Genomic DNA, 18,401 nt, shown 5'->3' with positions numbered 1-18,401 from the left:
CACAGGGTAAACGGTGTGCATGGCGCACTTTACTAATCAATATACTCCTCCTATTTTTCATAAAATACGCCGTATCGTCCAGACTTTCTATAGACAATGGATTAATACTCATCAGGAGTATTGACATTACGTTGTATATCAAATACGCCAAACAATCTTATAGTTTTAGTCGCGTTCAGAAAAATTAAGCGAAATTTAGCAAGGCCAGGTAAAAAAATCACATCGCTTTAAAACGCCATGCATAGGCTTGACTGACCTTGAGCTTCTCTTTGGAACCGCGCAGTTCCACAGTAAATTTGCCCATTTCGTCACGGTGTGCTCGGGTGATGGCATCGGCGCGGATGACGATGCTGCGATGAATCTGCCAGAATAATTCCGGGTCTAGACCGTCGATGATTTCTTTAAGAGATTTACGGACATGCGCCTCGTCCTCACTGCTGACCACGCGGGTGTATTTTTCATCTGAACTAAAGAACAGAATTTTTTCCACCGGGAACATCTTGATCGTATCGCCAACGCTGGCGCTGATCCAGCGTATCCGTTCTGCAGCCGGTGTGCGTAAGCGTTTGTCGAGCTCGAGCATCAACTGGCTGACATCGGGGATGGCTTGCTTGCTGGAGAAGCGCTGCTTTAAACGATCAATCGCTTCTTGTAACCGCAATTGTGAAATCGGCTTGAGCAAATAATCAATCGCACCTGCTGAGAATGCTTCTAAGGCATGGTTATCGTATGCGGTGGTGAACACCGCATGGCAGCGCCCTTTGACGGCGTTGGCAACATCGAGGCCGCTCAAGCCCGGCATACGGATATCCAAGAATGCGATATCGGGTGCATGCTCTTGTATTGCTTCCAGCGCATCGGCGCCATGCTCGCATTCGGCAAGAATACGCAACTCTGGCCACTGGTCGGCCAGCATGCGGTGTAATTCTTTCCGGGGTAAATCTTCGTCGTCGGCAATGATGGCGGTGGTGGTCATAATCGTAGTCGTAGTCGTCTATAGAATGATGGCGAGATGTTGAGATGTCGAGTGCAGCGAATAGTCAGAACTTATGCGGACAAAGGTAAAACAATACTGGCGATCACGCCGCCTTCGGGGCCAGCTTTGAGTGTGAGACTGGCGTGCTTGCCGTACATGGATTGCAAACGCTCCTGAATATTGGCCAGACCAATGCCGCTGCCCGATGTGGTGCCACCAAAACCGACGCCGTTATCGGCCACGGACAATTCTAAATATTCTTTGTCATCCTCATGCGCTATCACTTTTGCGGTAACCGTAATATGTGCTGGCCCTATCTTTGGCTCTATGCCGTGTTTGATCGCGTTTTCGACCAGAGAGATCAACATCAGCGGCGGTAAGGCAGCATCGACCACATCCGACTCCACCGAAAAACTCAGGCGTGGAATCCGCGCCTGCATCAAAGACAGATAAGCCCGCACGGCTTCTAGTTGTTTGGATAAGCGTGCCTGCTCAGCGCTGCCGTCGTTACGCATTTGTGGAATAGTCGCCCGTAAATAATCGACTAGATGATCCACAATTGCGGTGGCTCTGCCGGGTTCCGTCAGAATCGCTGAACGCACGCCGGCCAGTGTATTAAACAAAAAGTGCGGTTCCACTTGCGCTACCAAAACCGATAGGCGCAACTCCGCCTCGCGACGTGCCTCTTGCTCGCGCCGCAGTTCTTGCAAACGCAAGGCTTCAACCAGACGTTTGCGCTGGCGGAAGAACAGCCACAGATCAACGCCGCCGCCTGCGTAAATCAGAAAACCAGCCGCGGTTAAATTTCCCACAATATCGCCAGCCATGATGGTGGATGAATTGCTGATCCGATCGCTGCTATCTTTTGGTTTGCCAGTAGTTGCACCAGCCGCACCAGCCGCCGCACCATCGCTTACGCCAGCAGAAAAAGCAGAAGATGTACTTGCAGGTTTATTTTTAGGATGCTCTTTGTCGGTATCTATTTTTGCGTTGGCATCGAGGTAAATGGTGATGTTTCCATCGCCATAGGCAACATATTTTGTCGCGTAGCGTGTGCCATTAAAGACGCCGTAGCTGAAAGCAGCGCCCAACAACAAGGCAAGAATTAATAGGACTACCTCTTTTCTCTCTCGGTAGTTGCGTTGCCTGACCCAGACCGCGGCTAAAGTACCGACCAGATGCAAGCTAAAAAAACTAATCGTAATCGGTATTGCGGCTGTTAAAAACTTGCGCATATCTGAATTGATCATTAAGCCAATCAGAGCGCAAAACAGTAAGGTGGGGATTAACACGCCGAAGCAAGCTTGCATGCGGTAACGGTACCAGGTGCGGGAAAAAACCGGATAGTTACGGGCGCGGGTCAACCAGGTATCACTTTGCAGCGAGACTTCTGACGGCAGCGGTTGGTCTATTTGTCGCTGATGTAAAGCGGATGGAGTTGGTGTCATGGCAGATCCTTACGTAGTGACTGCACTGTAAGGTTAACCCAGAAAAATGGGGAAGAATGCGACAAAACGGGTTTCAGCCGGATGAGTTAATCCTGGGCTGTGACGAACGCGACAGGTGCTATCCCTTTTTTGCACTATCTTGAGAGTCCGCATTACGAACAGGACTAGTAACAGAACTAGTAACGGCGTCAGAAGCAGCGTTGGACGCAGTATCGGAAGCAATATCGACAGCAGCATCAGTTGGCTTGCTAGCTTGTTGCTTAGCGATCCTGATAATCGTGTTGCGGATCGATGCCAATACCGCGACTGAGTTAAATGGCTTCACAATAAAGCCTTGCACGCCGCGTTCTTGCGCTGCTTGCAAGGTCGGCGCATCAATTTTTGCCGATACCAGAAAAATTAAAGCTTTTGGTAATTCTGAGCGCAAGGTATCGAGCAGAGTTAAGCCCTCTTGATTGGTTTCGCCAATATCAACGCAGACGATTTGCGGTTTGAGTTTGACTATCCGCGCTAACACCGCCGGACTGGTATTGCCGTCCCCCACGATTTCGTGGCCGCCAGTGGTCAATACGGAGCTGAGCAAGTTACGCGCAACTGCCTGGTTATCGAGGATGACGGCTTTTAACATAAAGAGTTTTAGCTTAGATGAGGGAGTAGAAGTAGCATAAATGAAAACCTCTGCTTTGTGCCAAGAGAATATTGTTGATATATTGCCGTCAAATATTTCTTCTGTATACTAGATGGGAGTACCATAATTCTAAGCCCTATCGTCCATACTTTGTTTGGACAATCGACTATAAATTATAGATACTCCCCCGATATTGCTATATTTTGCCTGGAACTGCATCTCGGTTAAAGCATTTTTAGTAGCTCCCGAGCGTGGGCTTAATTGGACTTGGCATTCTTCACATACTTATCCAGCCATTGATCCTGCTCATATAACATTTGCAAAATCGATTCGCGGGCGCGATAAGCGTGGCTCTCGTTTGGCAGCGTCACCAATTTAGCCACTGCGCCCAGACCTTGCAATGCCTGATACATGCGCTCACTTTGTATCGGGAATGTACCCGGATTATTGTCCTGCTCGCCATGGATAAACAGAATAGGGTCTTTGATCTGGTCTGCAAAATTAAATGGTGCCATCGCCTGATAGACCTCTTTCGCATCCCAGAAATTGCGGTCTTCGGATTGGAAGCCAAATGGCGTCAGGCTGCGGTTATAAGCACCAGAACGCGCAATCCCAGCGCGGAACAGTCGGGTATGCGCCAGCAAATTCGCGGTCATAAATGCACCGTAACTATGGCCGCCAATCGCAATTTTGCTACGATCTGCCACACCCAGACGTACAACTTCATCTACCGCGGCTTCGGCATCCATTTTCAGTTGCGGCAGATAGGTATCGTTCGGCTCTTGTTTGCCTTCGCCGACAATCGGCATCGCAGGATGATCCAGCACGGTGTAGCCGCGTGCCAGCATGACCTGCGGCCCCCAATAGCTAATCCGGTTGAACTTGTAAGGAGAATCCTTGACCTGCCCCGCCGCTGCCGCAGATTTAAATTCCTCCGGATATGCCCACATCAGCATTGGTCGCGGACCATCGCGCTTAGGATCGTAGCCAGGCGGTAAATACAGCGTTGCCGACAATGCCACGCCATCGGCGCGCTTGTAGTTGATCTGCTGTTTTTGCACCCCTTTAAATTGTGGTGTCGGGTGCGGAAACTGCGTCAATGCGCGTGGTTCGGCAGTCGTACTCAGATCGCGCAGATAAAAATTTGGCCGCTCGTCGGCGCTTTCGCGGCTAGTAATTAGATGTTTGCCAGCGTCATCTAATACGGTCAGCACTTGTTCATAAAACGGTGCGGCAGAGCGCCATAAGCGAGTGGTTTTCTTCGTCGTTAAATCAAAGGTATCGAGGAAGGGACGATCGCCTTCAGGGCTTGCCCCGGTACCCAGCAAGAATAAAGTGTTGCCATCAGCTGCAGTGCGTAAGACCGAGCGGCCAAAATCGTTAATGCGCTTGGACGGATTACCAGGGTCGGCATAACGGTCTTCGGATTTGTACGAGAAGATCAGCTCAGGTTTTGTTTGCTCTGTCTGTCCTGGCTGGACGCGCCAGACGTGGACATCGCGGGTCTTCCACCAATATTCGGTGACCAGCGCCAGATCATCGCGCCCCCATTCCACATCGGCAAAACGGCTTGCAAGATCTAGTAATTTTTTTGGAGCGCTTTCAGGATTTGTCCCGTCGAATGGTGCCGCTTGCTGAAAAACCGTATCGCGTACTGCAGCCTCTTTATTCGGATCACCATCATCTTGCGCTTCCGCCCAATATAACGTCGCAGGTTGATCACTACGCCAGCCATAGCTGCGTGGTCCGGTTGCTACTGCATCATTGCCCGGCGGCAGACGGTCACGCAATGGACGCTCCGTCATCGTTTTTAGCTTCTTGCCTTGCATGTCCCACATTTCTACCAATTGCGGAAAGCGGGAAATCGGCAACATATTGGAATACGGACGGCGCAATTGCGTCGCCAAGATGTATTTACCATCGGGTGATGGTTGCGCGGCTAGCAAAGTCGTGGCGACGCCGATGCGTTGCAGCTCGCCTTTGGTCGTGACGATAGCGAGCTGGCTTTGCAATTGCCAATCCAGCATATCGGCGTCGGCTGGAGATTTCAACATGTCGGGATAAGTCCGGTTTTGTGTGACCTTACCGCCCAGACTTTCTTGCACATTTGGCCCCGTTGGCGCAGTGGGTGCTACAGGTGCTGCAGCTTGCTTGGACGGATTGACCCGCACTAGCAGTTTTTGCGGCGTATTTGGTGTCAACGAGGACAAACCACTTAGCCAAGTAAAACCACCACCTGCAACCGCATTTAAAGGTTCTTTGATCAGGCGATGCGCGCTGGCTTTTTCTACATCCAGCAACCACAGTTCTACACCACTATCGCTCCAGCGGCTAAAGGCAATCCAGCGTTCGTCTGCTGACCAGGCAGTATCCGCAATCCGCGGATTAGCAGGCAAGCCAGTGACGCTGCGGGTTTTGCCCGTCGCTACGTCAAGCAGCGACATACCGTCACCAAATTCAAACCGGCTGGCAGCACGCATTTTGCTGTTAATACGCAAACCTGCCAGCTTAAGCTCGGGTTGCGCCACATCGGCGATAGATGGCAAACCAGGCAAACTCACCAGCAAGGCCACTTTACGCTGCGGCCCCATTTGGAGAGATGGTCCACGCGGGGCGTCGACTACAGCTTGCAATTCAGCCGCAGGCATTTGATAAGTATTGTTCACGGCAGGACTTTCGGCAGCGCTGACAGCAGACATCATAGTCAGACTCATCAGCGAAGCAAGGATTTTTATCGGTGTAGTACGCATGATGCCCTTTAATAAAACGACTGATTAAAAAAAGATCGTACAAAGGAGGCGAGAACAAAAAAATCAGTCAGGAAATTGTCTGTAGATTTTTTCTGTTGTGATCAATGGCGATTGATTATGCCGTCAGCCCTATCGCTATGCAATCTCAGAGATTGATAGCATCTTAAGAAAATGACCGCTGCTGAAGTAATAGTGACATCAAAGAGCGTCGCAAATAGCGCGCCATTAAGCGTCTAGCGCTGACAGTTGACCAAAACAGAAATGACACATAAAACAACGCCAGACGAATTGATTTATACAAAATACCGAAAAAAATAATGTCTATCTGCAATTTCAGCAAACAAATATCGGTTCTGGCATTAGCCAGACTTTGCCAGACTAGGCACATGGTAAGCTAGCCGCCGAATTGACACAATTCGCTTAAAAAATAAGCAAACTCCCACGAGGAGATATTGATGGATACAACCAGGAGAAAACCTTGACAACAAGTATCACTGCGGACGCTGTGGCAAAAGAACGCCAACCAGCTGCGCTACCTATGCTGTTTTTGACGGAAATGTGGGAACGTTTTAGTTACTACGGTATGCGCGCTTTGCTCGTCATTTATTTGGTAAATTCAGTTGGCTATAGCAGAGCAGATGCACTAGCTGTCTATGCGACTTATACAGGTTTGGTTTACCTTTCTCCGCTGATTGGCGGGTATCTTGCAGATCGATATTTGGGTCGCCGCAAAGCAATTTTGATTGGCGGCTTTACGATGGCGCTCGGGCATTTTGCAATGGCTTTCCCCGCCTTGCTTCATCTGGCATTGGGTTTATTAATTATTGGTAATGGCTTCTTCAAACCAAATATTGGTACCTTGCTCGGTTCTTTGTATCGTGAAAATGATCCTCGCCGTGATGGTGGTTTTACTTTCTTTTATATGGGTGTAAACACCGGTGCGTTTTTAGCGCCCTTGATCGCAGGTACTTTGGGCGAAAAAGTAGGTTGGCATTATGGTTTTGCAGCGGCTGGCGTAGGTATGTGTCTGGGTTTAGCCCAGTTTGTTTATGGTCAGGACAAGTTAGGAACTGCTGGCTTCATCGGTAACAAAACCCGTTTAGATAAAGCTGATTGGATGCATATTCTTTTAATCGCTTGCGGTATGGTGCCTTTGGTATTCGCGATTTTAGCGGTTTGGTCTGCGATTGGTCCGGTTTGGAATAGCTTGCCAGCGATAGCAAAATTATTGGTTGTTATAGCGATTATTGCCGGGCTGTGGTTTAGCAACAAATTGTCGGGCAAAGCGAAAACTCAGGAGCCTTTAAACAAAGAAGAATGGCAACGTATTTTTGCGATCTTGATCATGGGATTTTTTGTGGTCTTCTTCTGGATGGGTTTTGAGCAAGCAGGTGGAACCATGAGCTTGTTTGCTGACAAACAAACGGATCGCCACTTGTTAGGTTGGGAAATTCCAGCGTCGTATTTTCAGGCAATTAATCCTCTGGGCATTGTTTTAATGGGGCCTTTTATTGCTGCAATATGGTTCAAGCTTGGACAATCTCGTTTTGCGATTCCAACACCGGCGAAAATGGCGATTGGTATGATCATTTTAGGTTTGGGGTTTGTCGTACTGGCGATAGCACAAAGCGAAGCTGACCGCGTTGGACAAGTTGGTCCTTTGTGGCTGGTTGCGGTGTTCACATTGCACACCTTAGGAGAGTTGTGCTTGTCCCCAGTGGGATTATCGATGGTAACTAAACTTGCTCCTGCTCGTGTCGGCGCGATGATGATGGGCGTTTGGTATCTGGCTAACGCAGTTGCTAATTACCTGGCGGGTGTCATGGAAGAGCTGTTGAAAAATACTGGTTTCCCTTTGTATTCCTTCTTAGTAGCCAGCTCAATTGGCGCGGGTATAGTCTTATTATTAATTACACCGTTATTGAAAAAATTAATGCACGGTAAAGGTTGATTGTTAGTTATGACCTATAAAAAAAACCTCGCTGTGACGAGGTTTTTTTATGACTGTATTAGTTGAAATTCTGGTCGAAAATTTTAATCCTCTGCCATCCAAAAAAATACGGTCGTCAGTCGCTTATCATTGTCCTCACTACCAAAGTAAGCAGTCGCGCTGTGCACCAGATTGGCTTTGTATAAGACCATGCGGTTATAAATATTTTTCAGGCGACAATCTTCTTGCCAGGCTTGTGGCGGTAAAAAGCGTACCTTGAGCGCATCGAGTAAATTGCGATGTGGTGGAGGGCAAATATTCCCGCTTAAAGTGCCATCGGGATAACGTAGACGGAATATGCTGGTACCTGCATCCTCGGGCGCATTCGGTGTCAGATAAATGACGGCGGCGTATCTGCAAAAGACGCGACTATCGGTATGAGGCCGTGCACCGCTCTCAGTCGCTCCGACCATTTGCCCAACATTGTGATCCAGCTTTTGCCCATCCGGTGCGGTGGTCACCCAAATCTTATCTTTACCCGTCACCGTTTTAACCCATTGCTCTATTGGTGCCATTTCCTCTGCTGTTAACGCGTCATGCACACGCTTACCTGGCCAGGTTTCTTTGGTGTGGGGGAAGCCCAATTGCCAGTCATGGCGCGTTAAAATCCGCTGGCGTACTGCATCTGGATCAGGCAAGGCATTATCGAGTATCCAGAAGTCGGTTCCCTTTTGCAGCGTGATATACGGTAAAGACGGGCGACTCATCAACATCGTAAGGATTCCTAAAAAGCCTAAAGCGCATACAAGCTTGGATTTACATTGGCTATATCGTGTACATCATCTTACAAACAAAACTCGTCACAGATTAGGCGCTAACCATCGTTCAACTTCATCCTTCGTCACACCACGGCGCGCAGCCATATCCAGTACTTGGTCATCCGCAATCTTACCGACATTAAAATATTTAGATTCTGGATGTGCAAAGTAAAAACCGGATACCGCCGCACCCGGAATCATCGCCCAAGATTCGGTGATATACATATCGATTTCTTCGCATTGCATTTGTCGGAACATCTCAGTTTTGACTGTATGTTCAGGGCAGGCCGGATAACCTGGTGCCGGACGTATACCTTTATAGGTTTCTTTAATCAGCTCGGCATTGGATAAAGATTCATCACTGGCATAGCCCCATAAATCTTTACGTACACGTTCATGCAGATGTTCAGCAAAGGCTTCTGCCAGACGGTCTGCCAAGGACTTCAGCATAATGCTGCTGTAGTCGTCATGGGCGTCTTCAAAACGTTTTTCATACTTCTCAATACCCAAACCAGCGGTGACGGCAAACATGCCGATATAGTCTGCAATACCACTGTCCTTCGGTGCAATAAAATCGGACAGACATTGGTTAGGACGTTGCACACCATCGATGATAGGTTTTTCTGTTTGCTGACGAGTGCCGTAGTAAGTCAGTGCGACTTGGGTACGGCTGTCGTCGGTATAAATTTCGATGTCGTCATCATTCACTGTGTTGGCAGGGAGCAGCGCGATCACGCCATTAGCACTCAGCCAGCGACCATCGATGATTTTCTTCAACATCGCCTGACCTTCGGCAAATACTTTGGTGGCCGCTTCGCCTACGACTTCATCTGTCAGAATTGCGGGGAACGGTCCTGCCAAATCCCAAGTCTGGAAGAACGGACCCCAATCAATGTACTGCGCAATCGTCGCCAGATCATAATTTTTAAAAATACGGCGACCAATAAACTTCGGCTTGACAGGCGCATTAGCACCAACAAAATTGAGCTTCATTTTATTGGCGCGTGCTTGTTTTAACGTGACCATCGGCGTAGCTTTTTTGTTCGCGTGCTGTACGCGAATACGCTCGTAATCGGTAGCCAGATCGTCCATATATTGATCGCGGCTCTCTGGTGTCAGCAGCGATTGCGCGACCGAGACTGAGCGTGAAGCATCAGGCACATACACCACTGGGCCATCGTAATTGGGTGCAATTTTTACTGCGGTATGCGCGCGGCTGGTGGTTGCGCCGCCAATCAGCAGCGGTATTTTTAGCATGCGGAAATGAGGGTCGCGTTGCATTTCTTTTGCGACATAGGCCATCTCTTCCAGTGAGGGTGTGATCAGGCCAGAGAGGCCGATGATGTCGGCATTTTCTGCTTTGGCTTTAGCTAAAATTTCTGAGCACGGCACCATGACGCCCATGTTGACGACTTCAAAATTATTACATTGCAAAACCACGGTGACGATATTTTTACCAATGTCGTGGACGTCACCTTTGACGGTGGCGATGACAATTTTGCCGCGGGGTTTGTTGTCGCCACTCCGCTTTTTTTCTTCTTCAATATACGGGACTAAATGCGCAACGGCTTGCTTCATAACACGGGCAGATTTAACGACCTGTGGCAAAAACATTTTGCCTTGGCCAAATAAGTCGCCGACGATATTCATGCCGCTCATCAACGGACCTTCGATCACCTGAATTGGTCGTCCTCCAGCATCCATGATTTGTTTACGGGCTTCTTCCGTATCTTCTACTATCCATTGCGTGATGCCGTGCACCATTGCATGCGAGAGGCGTTTTTCTACAGACTCGCTACGCCATTCCAGCGTGGCTTCTTCTTTCTTGCCGCCTGCTTTGAGGGTGGCTGCAATTTCAATCATGCGCTCGGTCGAGTCGTCGCGACGGTTCAGTACCACGTCTTCTACCCGCTCACGCAACTCAGCATCCAGTTCGCTATATACGCCAACCATACCTGCATTGACGATACCCATCGTCATACCTGCCTGGATTGCGTGATACAGGAAAACGGTATGAATCGCTTCACGCGCCGGATCGTTGCCGCGGAAAGAGAAACTCACATTGGACACACCGCCACTGATTTTGGCGCCGGGCAAATTTTGGTGTATCCAGCGCGTCGCATTGATAAAATCGACTGCGTAATTATTGTGCTCTTCAATACCAGTGGCGACTGCAAAAATGTTGGGGTCAAAGATAATGTCGTAAGGATCAAAATCGATTGTATCGACTAACAACCGATAAGCACGTTCACAGATTTCTATCTTGCGATCATAGGTGTCGGCCTGACCTTTTTCATCAAAGGCCATGACGATGACGGCGGCACCATATCGCTTACATAAGGTAGCTTGTCGCAAAAACTCGGCTTCGCCCTCTTTCATCGAAATCGAGTTGACGATGGCTTTGCCCTGGACGCATTTCAGCCCTGCTTCAATCACCGACCATTTGGATGAGTCGATCATGATAGGCACGCGAGCAATATCCGGTTCTGAGGCGATCAGGTTTAAAAAGCGCGTCATGGCCGCGAGCGAATCGAGCATCGCTTCGTCCATATTGATGTCGATGACTTGCGCACCGTTTTCTACTTGTTGGCGCGCTACCGCTAAGGCTTCGTCGTATTGTTCGTTCAGAATTAGACGGGCAAATGCTTTTGATCCGGTGACGTTGGTGCGCTCACCTACGTTGACGAACAGAGAATCCTGATCAATCGTAAATGGTTCCAGACCAGACAGCCGCATGCAGTTGGTAATTGCTGGGATTTGACGCGGCGTGATCGGCTTAAGCAACTCTGCAATCGCTTTAATATGTGGCGGTGTCGTACCGCAACAGCCACCAGCAATATTGATGAAGCCACTCTCGGCAAATTCCTTTAGCAATGCAGAAGTGTCAGCAGGTAGCTCGTCAAAGCCGGTGTCACTCATAGGATTGGGCAGACCGGCGTTGGGATAAATACACACAAAAGTGTCTGCAATCTTAGAGAGCTCTTCGGCGTAAGGGCGCATTAAGGTCGCACCTAATGCGCAGTTCAAACCTATCGTTAAAGGCTTGGCATGGCGTACTGAGTTCCAAAACGCAGGTACGGTTTGACCGGACAAAATACGACCTGATGCATCGGTGACAGTGCCTGAAATCATGATCGGCAATCGGGTACCAGATTCTTCAAAATACTGGTCAATCGCAAATAAAGCGGCCTTGCAATTTAAGGTATCAAAAATAGTTTCAACCAGCAGCACATCTGCGCCACCCGCGACCAAACCACGGGTTTGTTCCAGATAAGCTGCAACCAACTGATCAAAGGTCACATTGCGCGCTGCAGGGTCATTCACATCTGGCGAGATCGACGCCGTCTTGGGTGTGGGGCCGAGGGCGCCTGCGACAAAACGTGGCTTGTCTGCGGTTGAATATTTAGCGCAAGCAGTACGGGCAATTTTAGCGGCGGCAACGTTCATCTCGTAAGCCAGATGTGCCATGTGGTAATCATCTTGCGCGACAGTGGTAGAGCCGAAGGTATTGGTCTCGATCAGATCGGCACCGGCGGCGAGATATTGCTCGTGAATTTCTTGAATAATATGCGGCTGGGTAAGTGACAATAATTCGTTATTGCCTTTGACAAATAATTCTCTGACACCTTCCGGACCCGTGAAGTCTTTAAAGCGTTCTCCACGGTAATCCGCCTCAGTCAATTTGTATTGCTGAATCATCGTCCCCATCGCACCATCTAAAATCAGAATGCGTTCTTTCAACAACGCGCGCAGACGTACTTCTGTGCTGACAGCTGTCGTTGCACTTGCGTTGAGATTCGTAGCGGGAGTGGATTTTGCGGTAGTCATGGAAGATGCTCTTAATGAAACAAAAAACCCGATCAGCTCATACAAAAAATGCAGGCGGGACCGGGCGTTCCTTTTAGCTGCACTTATTACGCGCCCGCAATCTGAGTATCAAATCGGCGCAAGTTAAAGATTATACGATAAAGAGAGTGCGACAAATTTAGTCTGGAGCAGGATTGGCTTGTTTCCCTTATGCATTTTTGTTACTTGCTAATACGATTTTAATAAAGTGGATGTCAGAGCCATCATTTTGATTCCTGAGCGTTAATTTTTTGTCGATAAATATTACGCACACCGGGATTAATAGTTTTTATTGCAACAAATATTATTGTAAGTGATTGAATTTAAAAGGATTCAATGCTTGATCCCAATTTGGCATGATAAGTGCTTTATTGACAATCAGCTTCAACCATAATCATCAATAACATGTGAGGAAAAAATGAACATTTTAAAAAAATCTGCAAAAAAATTGAGTTTGGCAATAGCATTGACTCTGGGCGCTGTCGCCGTGGCAGGTAATGCATCTGCTGCGATATTTGACGGTGGTCTGCCATCAGGCTGGGTATGTACTGGTGGTTGCAGTACTTCCGGTGCAAATGGCGTAGTTGGTTTGTCGCCAGTTGGCAGCAGCAAATACGGCTGGGTTTCTACTAACGGTGGCGTATCTGGAAATGTATTGGCAGCAGTTGGTGCTTCCAGCACTAACGGTTCTACATTGCGCAGTACTTTGTTTTCATCTAATGCTGGCGACGCATTGAATTTCAGTTTTGACTTCGTCACTTCTGATGGCGCTGGTTTTTCTGATTATGCTTGGGCTCGTTTGTTAGACTCTTCCTTGAACCAGATCGCTTTGCTTTTTACAGCGAGAACTACACCAAACGGCAATAGTGTTCCAGGATTTGGTATGCCAGGTATTGCAGCAACGATTAATCCAGGCGTAGTGACAATTGTTCCTGGTGCACCTTCTTGGGCGCCTTTGGGCAGCAGCAGTGGTACTTGCTACAGCAATGGTTGTGGTTACACTGGTTGGGTATCTTCGACTTATAACGTCGCAGCGGCAGGTAATTATTATTTGGAATTTGGTACTGCTAATTACGTTGACACTGCTTATCAAACAGGTTTGGCATTTGATGGCATTACTATCGGTGGCAAGCCAATTGAAGATGTCCCTGGTAATGTGCCTGAGCCAGCATCACTCGCATTGCTTGGATTGGGTCTGGCAGGTTTGAGTTTTATACGTCGTCGTAAATCATAATTCGTATTAAGTAATTTAAGCTGCGTTAAGCTAATTGTAGTTAGTTGGCTAAAATTAAAAAACCCACGAAGCAAATCGTGGGTTTTTTTTGTGTCTATATTTTCTGAGAAGAGCGGTTTAATCAAACCTAGATTTTCTATCAGACCGTTATTACGTCTTAGAAATACAGCGGTATGCCGCATTCAAATGAATAATCTCGTCTTGATTTGAGTATAAACATTGCAGCGACAACTTCATACTTGTCGTCGCTCGACTAGGAACTCTATATAAAAAAAGAGCGCACCACCAAAATCGGTAATGCGCCCAAAAGGGATCGATACAAGTAAAACTAGTTTTTGCTGCGAGTGGCAACTAGGCTGGCTACAATAGAACTTGCCAGAATGCTGCCGATAACCAATAACGAGATAGCTGTAGGTATGTGCATCCACTCTACGATGAGCATTTTTATACCGACGAACATCAATACAAAGGCGAGACCAAATTTTAATAAGTGGAAGCGGTTCGCCATATCTGCCAACAAGAAATACAGTGCACGTAGACCCATAATCGCAAAAATATTAGACGTAAATACGATAAACGGATCGGTAGTAACTGCAAAAATTGCTGGAATTGAATCAACCGCAAAGATCACGTCGGATACTTCGATTAAAATCAGGACTAACAGTAATGGAGTAAAAACGCGTTTGCCGTTTTCTACTACGCTGAACTTTTCTTTACGGAAATCCTCAGTAAATGGTATCCATTTCTTCAAAAAGCGCAGGACAGGGTTTGCATTTAAATCAGGTTCTTTTTCTGCTGCGACCAACATACGGAAACCCGTAACCAGCAAAAATACACCGAACAAATACAGTACCCAAGCAAATTGTGTGACTACCCACGTGCCAGCCAGGATCATCGCGATGCGCATGACGATGGCACCCAATACGCCATATAACAATACTTTGCGCTGATATTGCAGCGGCACAGCAAAGTGACCAAAAATCAGCAGAAAGACGAATACGTTATCGACGGACAAGGATTTTTCAATAACGTAACCTGCCAAAAATTCCATTGCTTTAGCATCTGCTACAGCGCGCCCGAAAGTGTCCGTCAAATACATCCATAGGCCAAAGTCAAACAGTAAGGCCAGGCTGACCCAGACAGCTGACCAGATAGCAGCTTCTTTTACGCTAACTTTATGTGAACGCGAACCGCCTAGGGCAACTACGTCGAGTACAAGCATGCCCAAGACGAAAGCAATAAAAACTGCCCACATCCAAGGTTGCGCGATACTGTGAATCATTGAATTTCCTATTAAACCGGTTTGGTAGAAGAAGTGGTATAGGTTATGTGTGGTCTATACAGAGTGACGTTTGGCTGGGGCACACGGTTTTATGCAAGATGTTTTTTGCAATATGCGCACCCCAGCTGAACTTTATTCTTTATCGATAAAACCCAATAATTGCAACAGACTCAGGAAAAGGTTAAGGATCGTGACGTATAAGCTAACTGTAGCCATGATGTAATTGGTTTCGCCACCGCGAATGATGTTGCTAGTTTCAAATAAAATCATGCCAGACATGAGCAATACCATCGCAGCAGAGATCGTTAATGACAATGCGGGGATTTGGAAGAAAATTGCGCCCAGACTTGCCACAAAAGCGACCAGCATACCGATCATCAAAAAGCCACCCATAAAGCTAAAATCACGTTTGCTCACCAGCACATACGCAGACAAAGATAAAAAAATAGCGCCCGTCAACCCCATTGCGCTCATCACAATCCCTGCACCGCCTGCCATACCGAGGTAATGGCTGATGATTGGTCCTATGGTCAATCCCATGAAGCCTGTCAGTGCAAAGACAAATAAGATGCCTAAGCCGCTATTTCGGAATTTATTAGTTAGGAATAGCAGACCAAAATAACCAACCAGCGTAATAATCATGCCCGGGCTAGGTAGGGCGAAAGCGATGCTGGCTGCGGCCGTCAGTGCGCTGAATAACAGCGTCATTGAAAGCAGCATATAAGTGTTGCGTAACACTTTGTGGCTAGCATCGACATTGCTGTCGCTGTAATCCACGGTTTGCACGTTGCGTAAGGCGGAACGGTCTAAAATTTTCATGCTTTTCTCCTAAAATGTGGAAAACCTTAAAAGCTAAACTTATTTATTCGGACATTGCCAATACTAACCAAGCGATAATGCCAGTCAGAAAGTAAGTTTTTCGCCTTTTTATACAAGGTGACCAAAGTATAGTGCGCCTCAATTAGTAATAAAAGTCGAATATAATTGATAAATAGTTCGTATAAAACGAAGTGTTTAGAAATATTGTAATCTTAAAATTTATGCAAAACCGCCGCAGTGCCTTGCTGGGACAATTTTGCGTAAGTCCTAAATCTATTCAATTTTTATTGGGTGCGGCCAACGATGACGAGCCTTAATTACAAGCATCTGCATTATTTTTGGGTCGTTGCCAAAGCGGGCAGTATTGCCCGTGCTAGCGAGCAATTGAACCTGACACCACAAACCATCAGCGGTCAAATTAGTTTGTTTGAAGATATTCAAGGCGAGCAATTATTTAAGAAGCAAGGTCGCAATTTGCAATTGACCGAGGCGGGGCGCTTAGTATTGGGTTACGCAGAAGAGATTTTTTCTTTGGGACAAGAGCTGGAAGAAGTATTGCAGCACAGACCAACCGCGCGCACGCTACAACTGCGTGTTGGCGTGTCAGATGCGGTAGCTAAAGCCGTTGCTTATCGTTTGTTAGAACCTGCCTTAGCGTTACCGCAAACTTTGCGGATCAATTGCCGCGAGGGCAAGCTCGATGTCTTACTTGCTGAGCTGGCTTTGCACAAGCTCGATATTGTGATTACTGATAGCCCGATGCCACCCACGGTCAATGTACGTGGATTTAATCATCAGCTTGGAGAGTGTGGCATTAGTTTTTTTGCGACGGCTGCTCTGGCGCAGCAATATGGCGAGGCATTTCCTGCGTGTTTGCAGGGCGCGCCTATTTTATTGCCCGGAGAAGATTCTGCCTTACGTTCTAAACTGATGTTTTGGCTGAACGAAAAGCAACTACACCCGCGAATTGCCGGAGAATTTGATGATAGCGCTCTGATGAGCGCCTTCGGTCAAGCGGGGGCCGGTTTTTTTGCGGCGCCATCTGCCATTGCTGATATGGTTATACGTCAATACGATGTGCAGCAGGTGGGGCATACTGACGAGATTCGCGAGCAGTTTTATGCGATTTCTGTACAACGCAAATTGACGCATCCGGCAGTATTAGCGATTACCCAAGCGACCCAACAGAATCAAGTTTCTTAATACAAGCGCTTACAACAGTCTCGAAAGTAGTGCGCTTTTATCTGATTTTCCGCCAATGAGTCGTATCTTCTGGTCGGAAAGTTGTGCTTCAATAGACATTGAATTGTTGATCTTATAGATGCTGTAGATACTACAGCCAAGCCGGAAAAATACATGCATAAAGCAGCAAATAACGGCATCACCAAGACGCTCTTCGTTCAACTGCCTTTAGCTATGCTTGTTTGCATTAGCGTTGCATGTAATAAGCCAGCGGAGCAAACGGTAGCTACTAGCAAGCCAGTGCCACAAACCACTATTACCGCTTTAATCTGGGCGCCTGATTGGCCAGAAGAAATGCAGCGTATCGCCGATCAATTCAGCCAGGAAAACCCAACGATCAAAGTCGATGTGCAGTTTATGATCGGTGATTCTGTGGAAGAAAATCTCAAACCAAAAATCGCAGCAGATCATCTTCCCGATATTATTTCTATCAATCCTAACGCCTACGCTGCCAGACTCGCAGATCAGGGAATTTTGATTGACCTTGGTGAGACTACCTCGTGGAATAATATGCTGGACTCATTAAAACCTGACTGGACATCATCCAAACGGCGCTACTATGGTATTTCTGGCGGCGTCGCTGCGACCTTGATGTACTACAACCGGGAGATGTTTGCAAAAGCGGGCATCAGCAAACCACCGGGTAATTTTGAAGAATTCTTAGAGGTCTGCGAGCGCCTTAAAAAAGCGGGTTTCATCCCTATCATGTGGAATGGCGGGTTCCCGAATATGTTGGGTAACGGGCCGTTTAGTTTTGGCTTTGCAAATAATGTCGTCGCCAAAAATCCTGACTGGAAAAACAAAATCGCCCACGGCATGTTGGATTTGAATACGCCAGAAGTTGCGGAGATATTTGAACGGATCAAGCTGGTCGCCGATCGTGGTTATGTCCAACCCAGCTACATGAATACTAATTATGACGACGGCATTAAGCTATTTACTGAGGGTAAAACAGCGATGGCTTTTCATGGTACCTGGGCGGCTGGGTTATTAATGAACGGCAAGGGCTTTACCTCTGGGATTTTTATCCCGCCTTGGAACGATGCTGATCAGACCGTGGTACCTGTGATTGGCAATGAGACGGGGTTTGCCGTATGCGACACACCCAATAAGCAGGCGGCGCTGAAATTTTTAGATTTTATGAATGGTAAGGGATACGCTATTCAGCAGAATAAGCGCCAGAATATTTCTCCATTTAAGAAAACTGAAGGCAAGATTGTCAGTGATCCGCAAATTCTGGATTACATCGCCAAGGTGAGTCAGTATCCGCTGACAGCAAATCCTTATTATTCGTCCTTACCTGCAGAGACAATAGAAATCTTGCATCCCTTGTTGTTAGGTGTATTGTTTGGCAAGAAAACACCGCAGGAGGCAGCCTACGCATTAGATGCCTCCGTCAAAGATGAAGCCAAGAAAAATAATCAATGA

The 18,401-nt window shown here is 47.4% G+C and carries 12 protein-coding genes; 4 read left to right on the top strand and 8 right to left on the bottom strand.

The window, feature by feature from the left end:
• Positions 1 to 217: 217 nt before the first annotated feature.
• The 4 genes from RGU72_RS14830 to RGU72_RS14815 all read right to left on the bottom strand — a co-directional run bounded on the left by RGU72_RS14830 (position 218) and on the right by RGU72_RS14815 (position 5,802).
• A complete protein-coding gene (locus tag RGU72_RS14830; protein ID WP_322120458.1) occupies positions 218 to 976 on the bottom strand; it encodes a LytTR family DNA-binding domain-containing protein in 759 nt (252 codons plus the stop codon).
• 71 nt (positions 977 to 1,047) lie between these two features.
• Complete coding sequence (locus RGU72_RS14825; RefSeq protein WP_322120457.1) at positions 1,048 to 2,424, bottom strand: sensor histidine kinase; 1,377 nt, start codon at positions 2,422 to 2,424, stop codon at positions 1,048 to 1,050.
• Positions 2,425 to 2,542: 118 nt separating this feature from the next.
• A complete protein-coding gene (locus tag RGU72_RS14820; protein WP_322120456.1) occupies positions 2,543 to 3,052 on the bottom strand; it encodes an ANTAR domain-containing response regulator in 510 nt (169 codons plus the stop codon).
• Positions 3,053 to 3,309: 257 nt separating this feature from the next.
• On the bottom strand, positions 3,310 to 5,802 hold the full coding sequence (locus RGU72_RS14815) for an alpha/beta hydrolase family protein (protein WP_322120455.1): 2,493 nt from the start codon (positions 5,800 to 5,802) through the stop codon (positions 3,310 to 3,312).
• Positions 5,803 to 6,280: 478 nt separating this feature from the next.
• On the opposite strand from RGU72_RS14815, the gene RGU72_RS14810 reads away from it, so the two are divergent.
• Positions 6,281 to 7,753, top strand: coding sequence for a peptide MFS transporter (locus RGU72_RS14810; RefSeq protein ID WP_322120454.1), 1,473 nt, complete (start codon positions 6,281 to 6,283; stop codon positions 7,751 to 7,753).
• Between the two features lie 83 nt (positions 7,754 to 7,836).
• Here the strand turns inward: RGU72_RS14810 and RGU72_RS14805 are convergent, their stop codons facing one another.
• A complete protein-coding gene (locus RGU72_RS14805) occupies positions 7,837 to 8,505 on the bottom strand; it encodes a hypothetical protein (RefSeq protein WP_322120453.1) in 669 nt (222 codons plus the stop codon).
• A gap of 87 nt (positions 8,506 to 8,592) precedes the next feature.
• On the bottom strand, positions 8,593 to 12,378 hold the full coding sequence (metH, locus tag RGU72_RS14800; RefSeq protein WP_322120452.1) for a methionine synthase: 3,786 nt from the start codon (positions 12,376 to 12,378) through the stop codon (positions 8,593 to 8,595).
• Positions 12,379 to 12,814: 436 nt separating this feature from the next.
• On the opposite strand from metH, the gene RGU72_RS14795 reads away from it, so the two are divergent.
• Complete coding sequence (locus RGU72_RS14795; protein WP_322120451.1) at positions 12,815 to 13,630, top strand: NF038132 family protein; 816 nt, start codon at positions 12,815 to 12,817, stop codon at positions 13,628 to 13,630.
• 328 nt (positions 13,631 to 13,958) lie between these two features.
• On the opposite strand, the gene RGU72_RS14790 is transcribed toward RGU72_RS14795, so the two are convergent.
• Together RGU72_RS14790 and RGU72_RS14785 are read right to left on the bottom strand one after the other, a co-directional pair.
• Complete coding sequence (locus RGU72_RS14790; protein ID WP_322120450.1) at positions 13,959 to 14,912, bottom strand: TerC family protein; 954 nt, start codon at positions 14,910 to 14,912, stop codon at positions 13,959 to 13,961.
• 132 nt (positions 14,913 to 15,044) lie between these two features.
• Positions 15,045 to 15,731, bottom strand: coding sequence for a Bax inhibitor-1/YccA family protein (locus tag RGU72_RS14785; RefSeq protein WP_322120449.1), 687 nt, complete (start codon positions 15,729 to 15,731; stop codon positions 15,045 to 15,047).
• A 303-nt stretch (positions 15,732 to 16,034) separates the two neighbouring features.
• Between RGU72_RS14785 and nhaR the strand changes: the two genes are divergently transcribed.
• Both nhaR and RGU72_RS14775 read left to right on the top strand, forming a co-directional pair.
• The gene (gene nhaR, locus RGU72_RS14780; RefSeq protein ID WP_322120448.1) at positions 16,035 to 16,934 is read left to right on the top strand and encodes a transcriptional activator NhaR; all 900 of its coding nucleotides are present in this window, start codon (positions 16,035 to 16,037) and stop codon (positions 16,932 to 16,934) included.
• Positions 16,935 to 17,087: 153 nt separating this feature from the next.
• Positions 17,088 to 18,401, top strand: a complete 1,314-nt coding sequence (locus RGU72_RS14775; protein WP_322120447.1) for an ABC transporter substrate-binding protein — start codon at positions 17,088 to 17,090, stop codon at positions 18,399 to 18,401.

The sequence above is a fragment of the Undibacterium sp. 5I1 genome, from assembly GCF_034314085.1.
Taxonomy (GTDB): Bacteria; Pseudomonadota; Gammaproteobacteria; order Burkholderiales; family Burkholderiaceae_D; genus Undibacterium.
The sequence above is the reverse complement of the archived record's forward strand: the minus strand, read 5'-3'. Positions and strand labels throughout refer to the sequence as shown.

Bases quoted from the DNA above. Each gene is read 5' to 3' on its own strand.
- RGU72_RS14830 (WP_322120458.1), bottom strand. From the start codon at position 976: ATGACCACCACCGCCATCATTGCCGACGACGAAGATTTACCCCGGAAA.
- RGU72_RS14825 (WP_322120457.1), bottom strand. From the start codon at position 2,424: ATGACACCAACTCCATCCGCTTTACATCAGCGACAAATAGACCAACCG.
- RGU72_RS14820 (WP_322120456.1), bottom strand. From the start codon at position 3,052: ATGTTAAAAGCCGTCATCCTCGATAACCAGGCAGTTGCGCGTAACTTG.
- RGU72_RS14815 (WP_322120455.1), bottom strand. From the start codon at position 5,802: ATGCGTACTACACCGATAAAAATCCTTGCTTCGCTGATGAGTCTGACT.
- RGU72_RS14805 (WP_322120453.1), bottom strand. From the start codon at position 8,505: ATGTTGATGAGTCGCCCGTCTTTACCGTATATCACGCTGCAAAAGGGA.
- metH (WP_322120452.1), bottom strand. From the start codon at position 12,378: ATGACTACCGCAAAATCCACTCCCGCTACGAATCTCAACGCAAGTGCA.
- RGU72_RS14795 (WP_322120451.1), top strand. From the start codon at position 12,815: ATGAACATTTTAAAAAAATCTGCAAAAAAATTGAGTTTGGCAATAGCA.
- RGU72_RS14790 (WP_322120450.1), bottom strand. From the start codon at position 14,912: ATGATTCACAGTATCGCGCAACCTTGGATGTGGGCAGTTTTTATTGCT.
- RGU72_RS14785 (WP_322120449.1), bottom strand. From the start codon at position 15,731: ATGAAAATTTTAGACCGTTCCGCCTTACGCAACGTGCAAACCGTGGAT.
- nhaR (WP_322120448.1), top strand. From the start codon at position 16,035: ATGACGAGCCTTAATTACAAGCATCTGCATTATTTTTGGGTCGTTGCC.
- RGU72_RS14775 (WP_322120447.1), top strand. From the start codon at position 17,088: ATGCATAAAGCAGCAAATAACGGCATCACCAAGACGCTCTTCGTTCAA.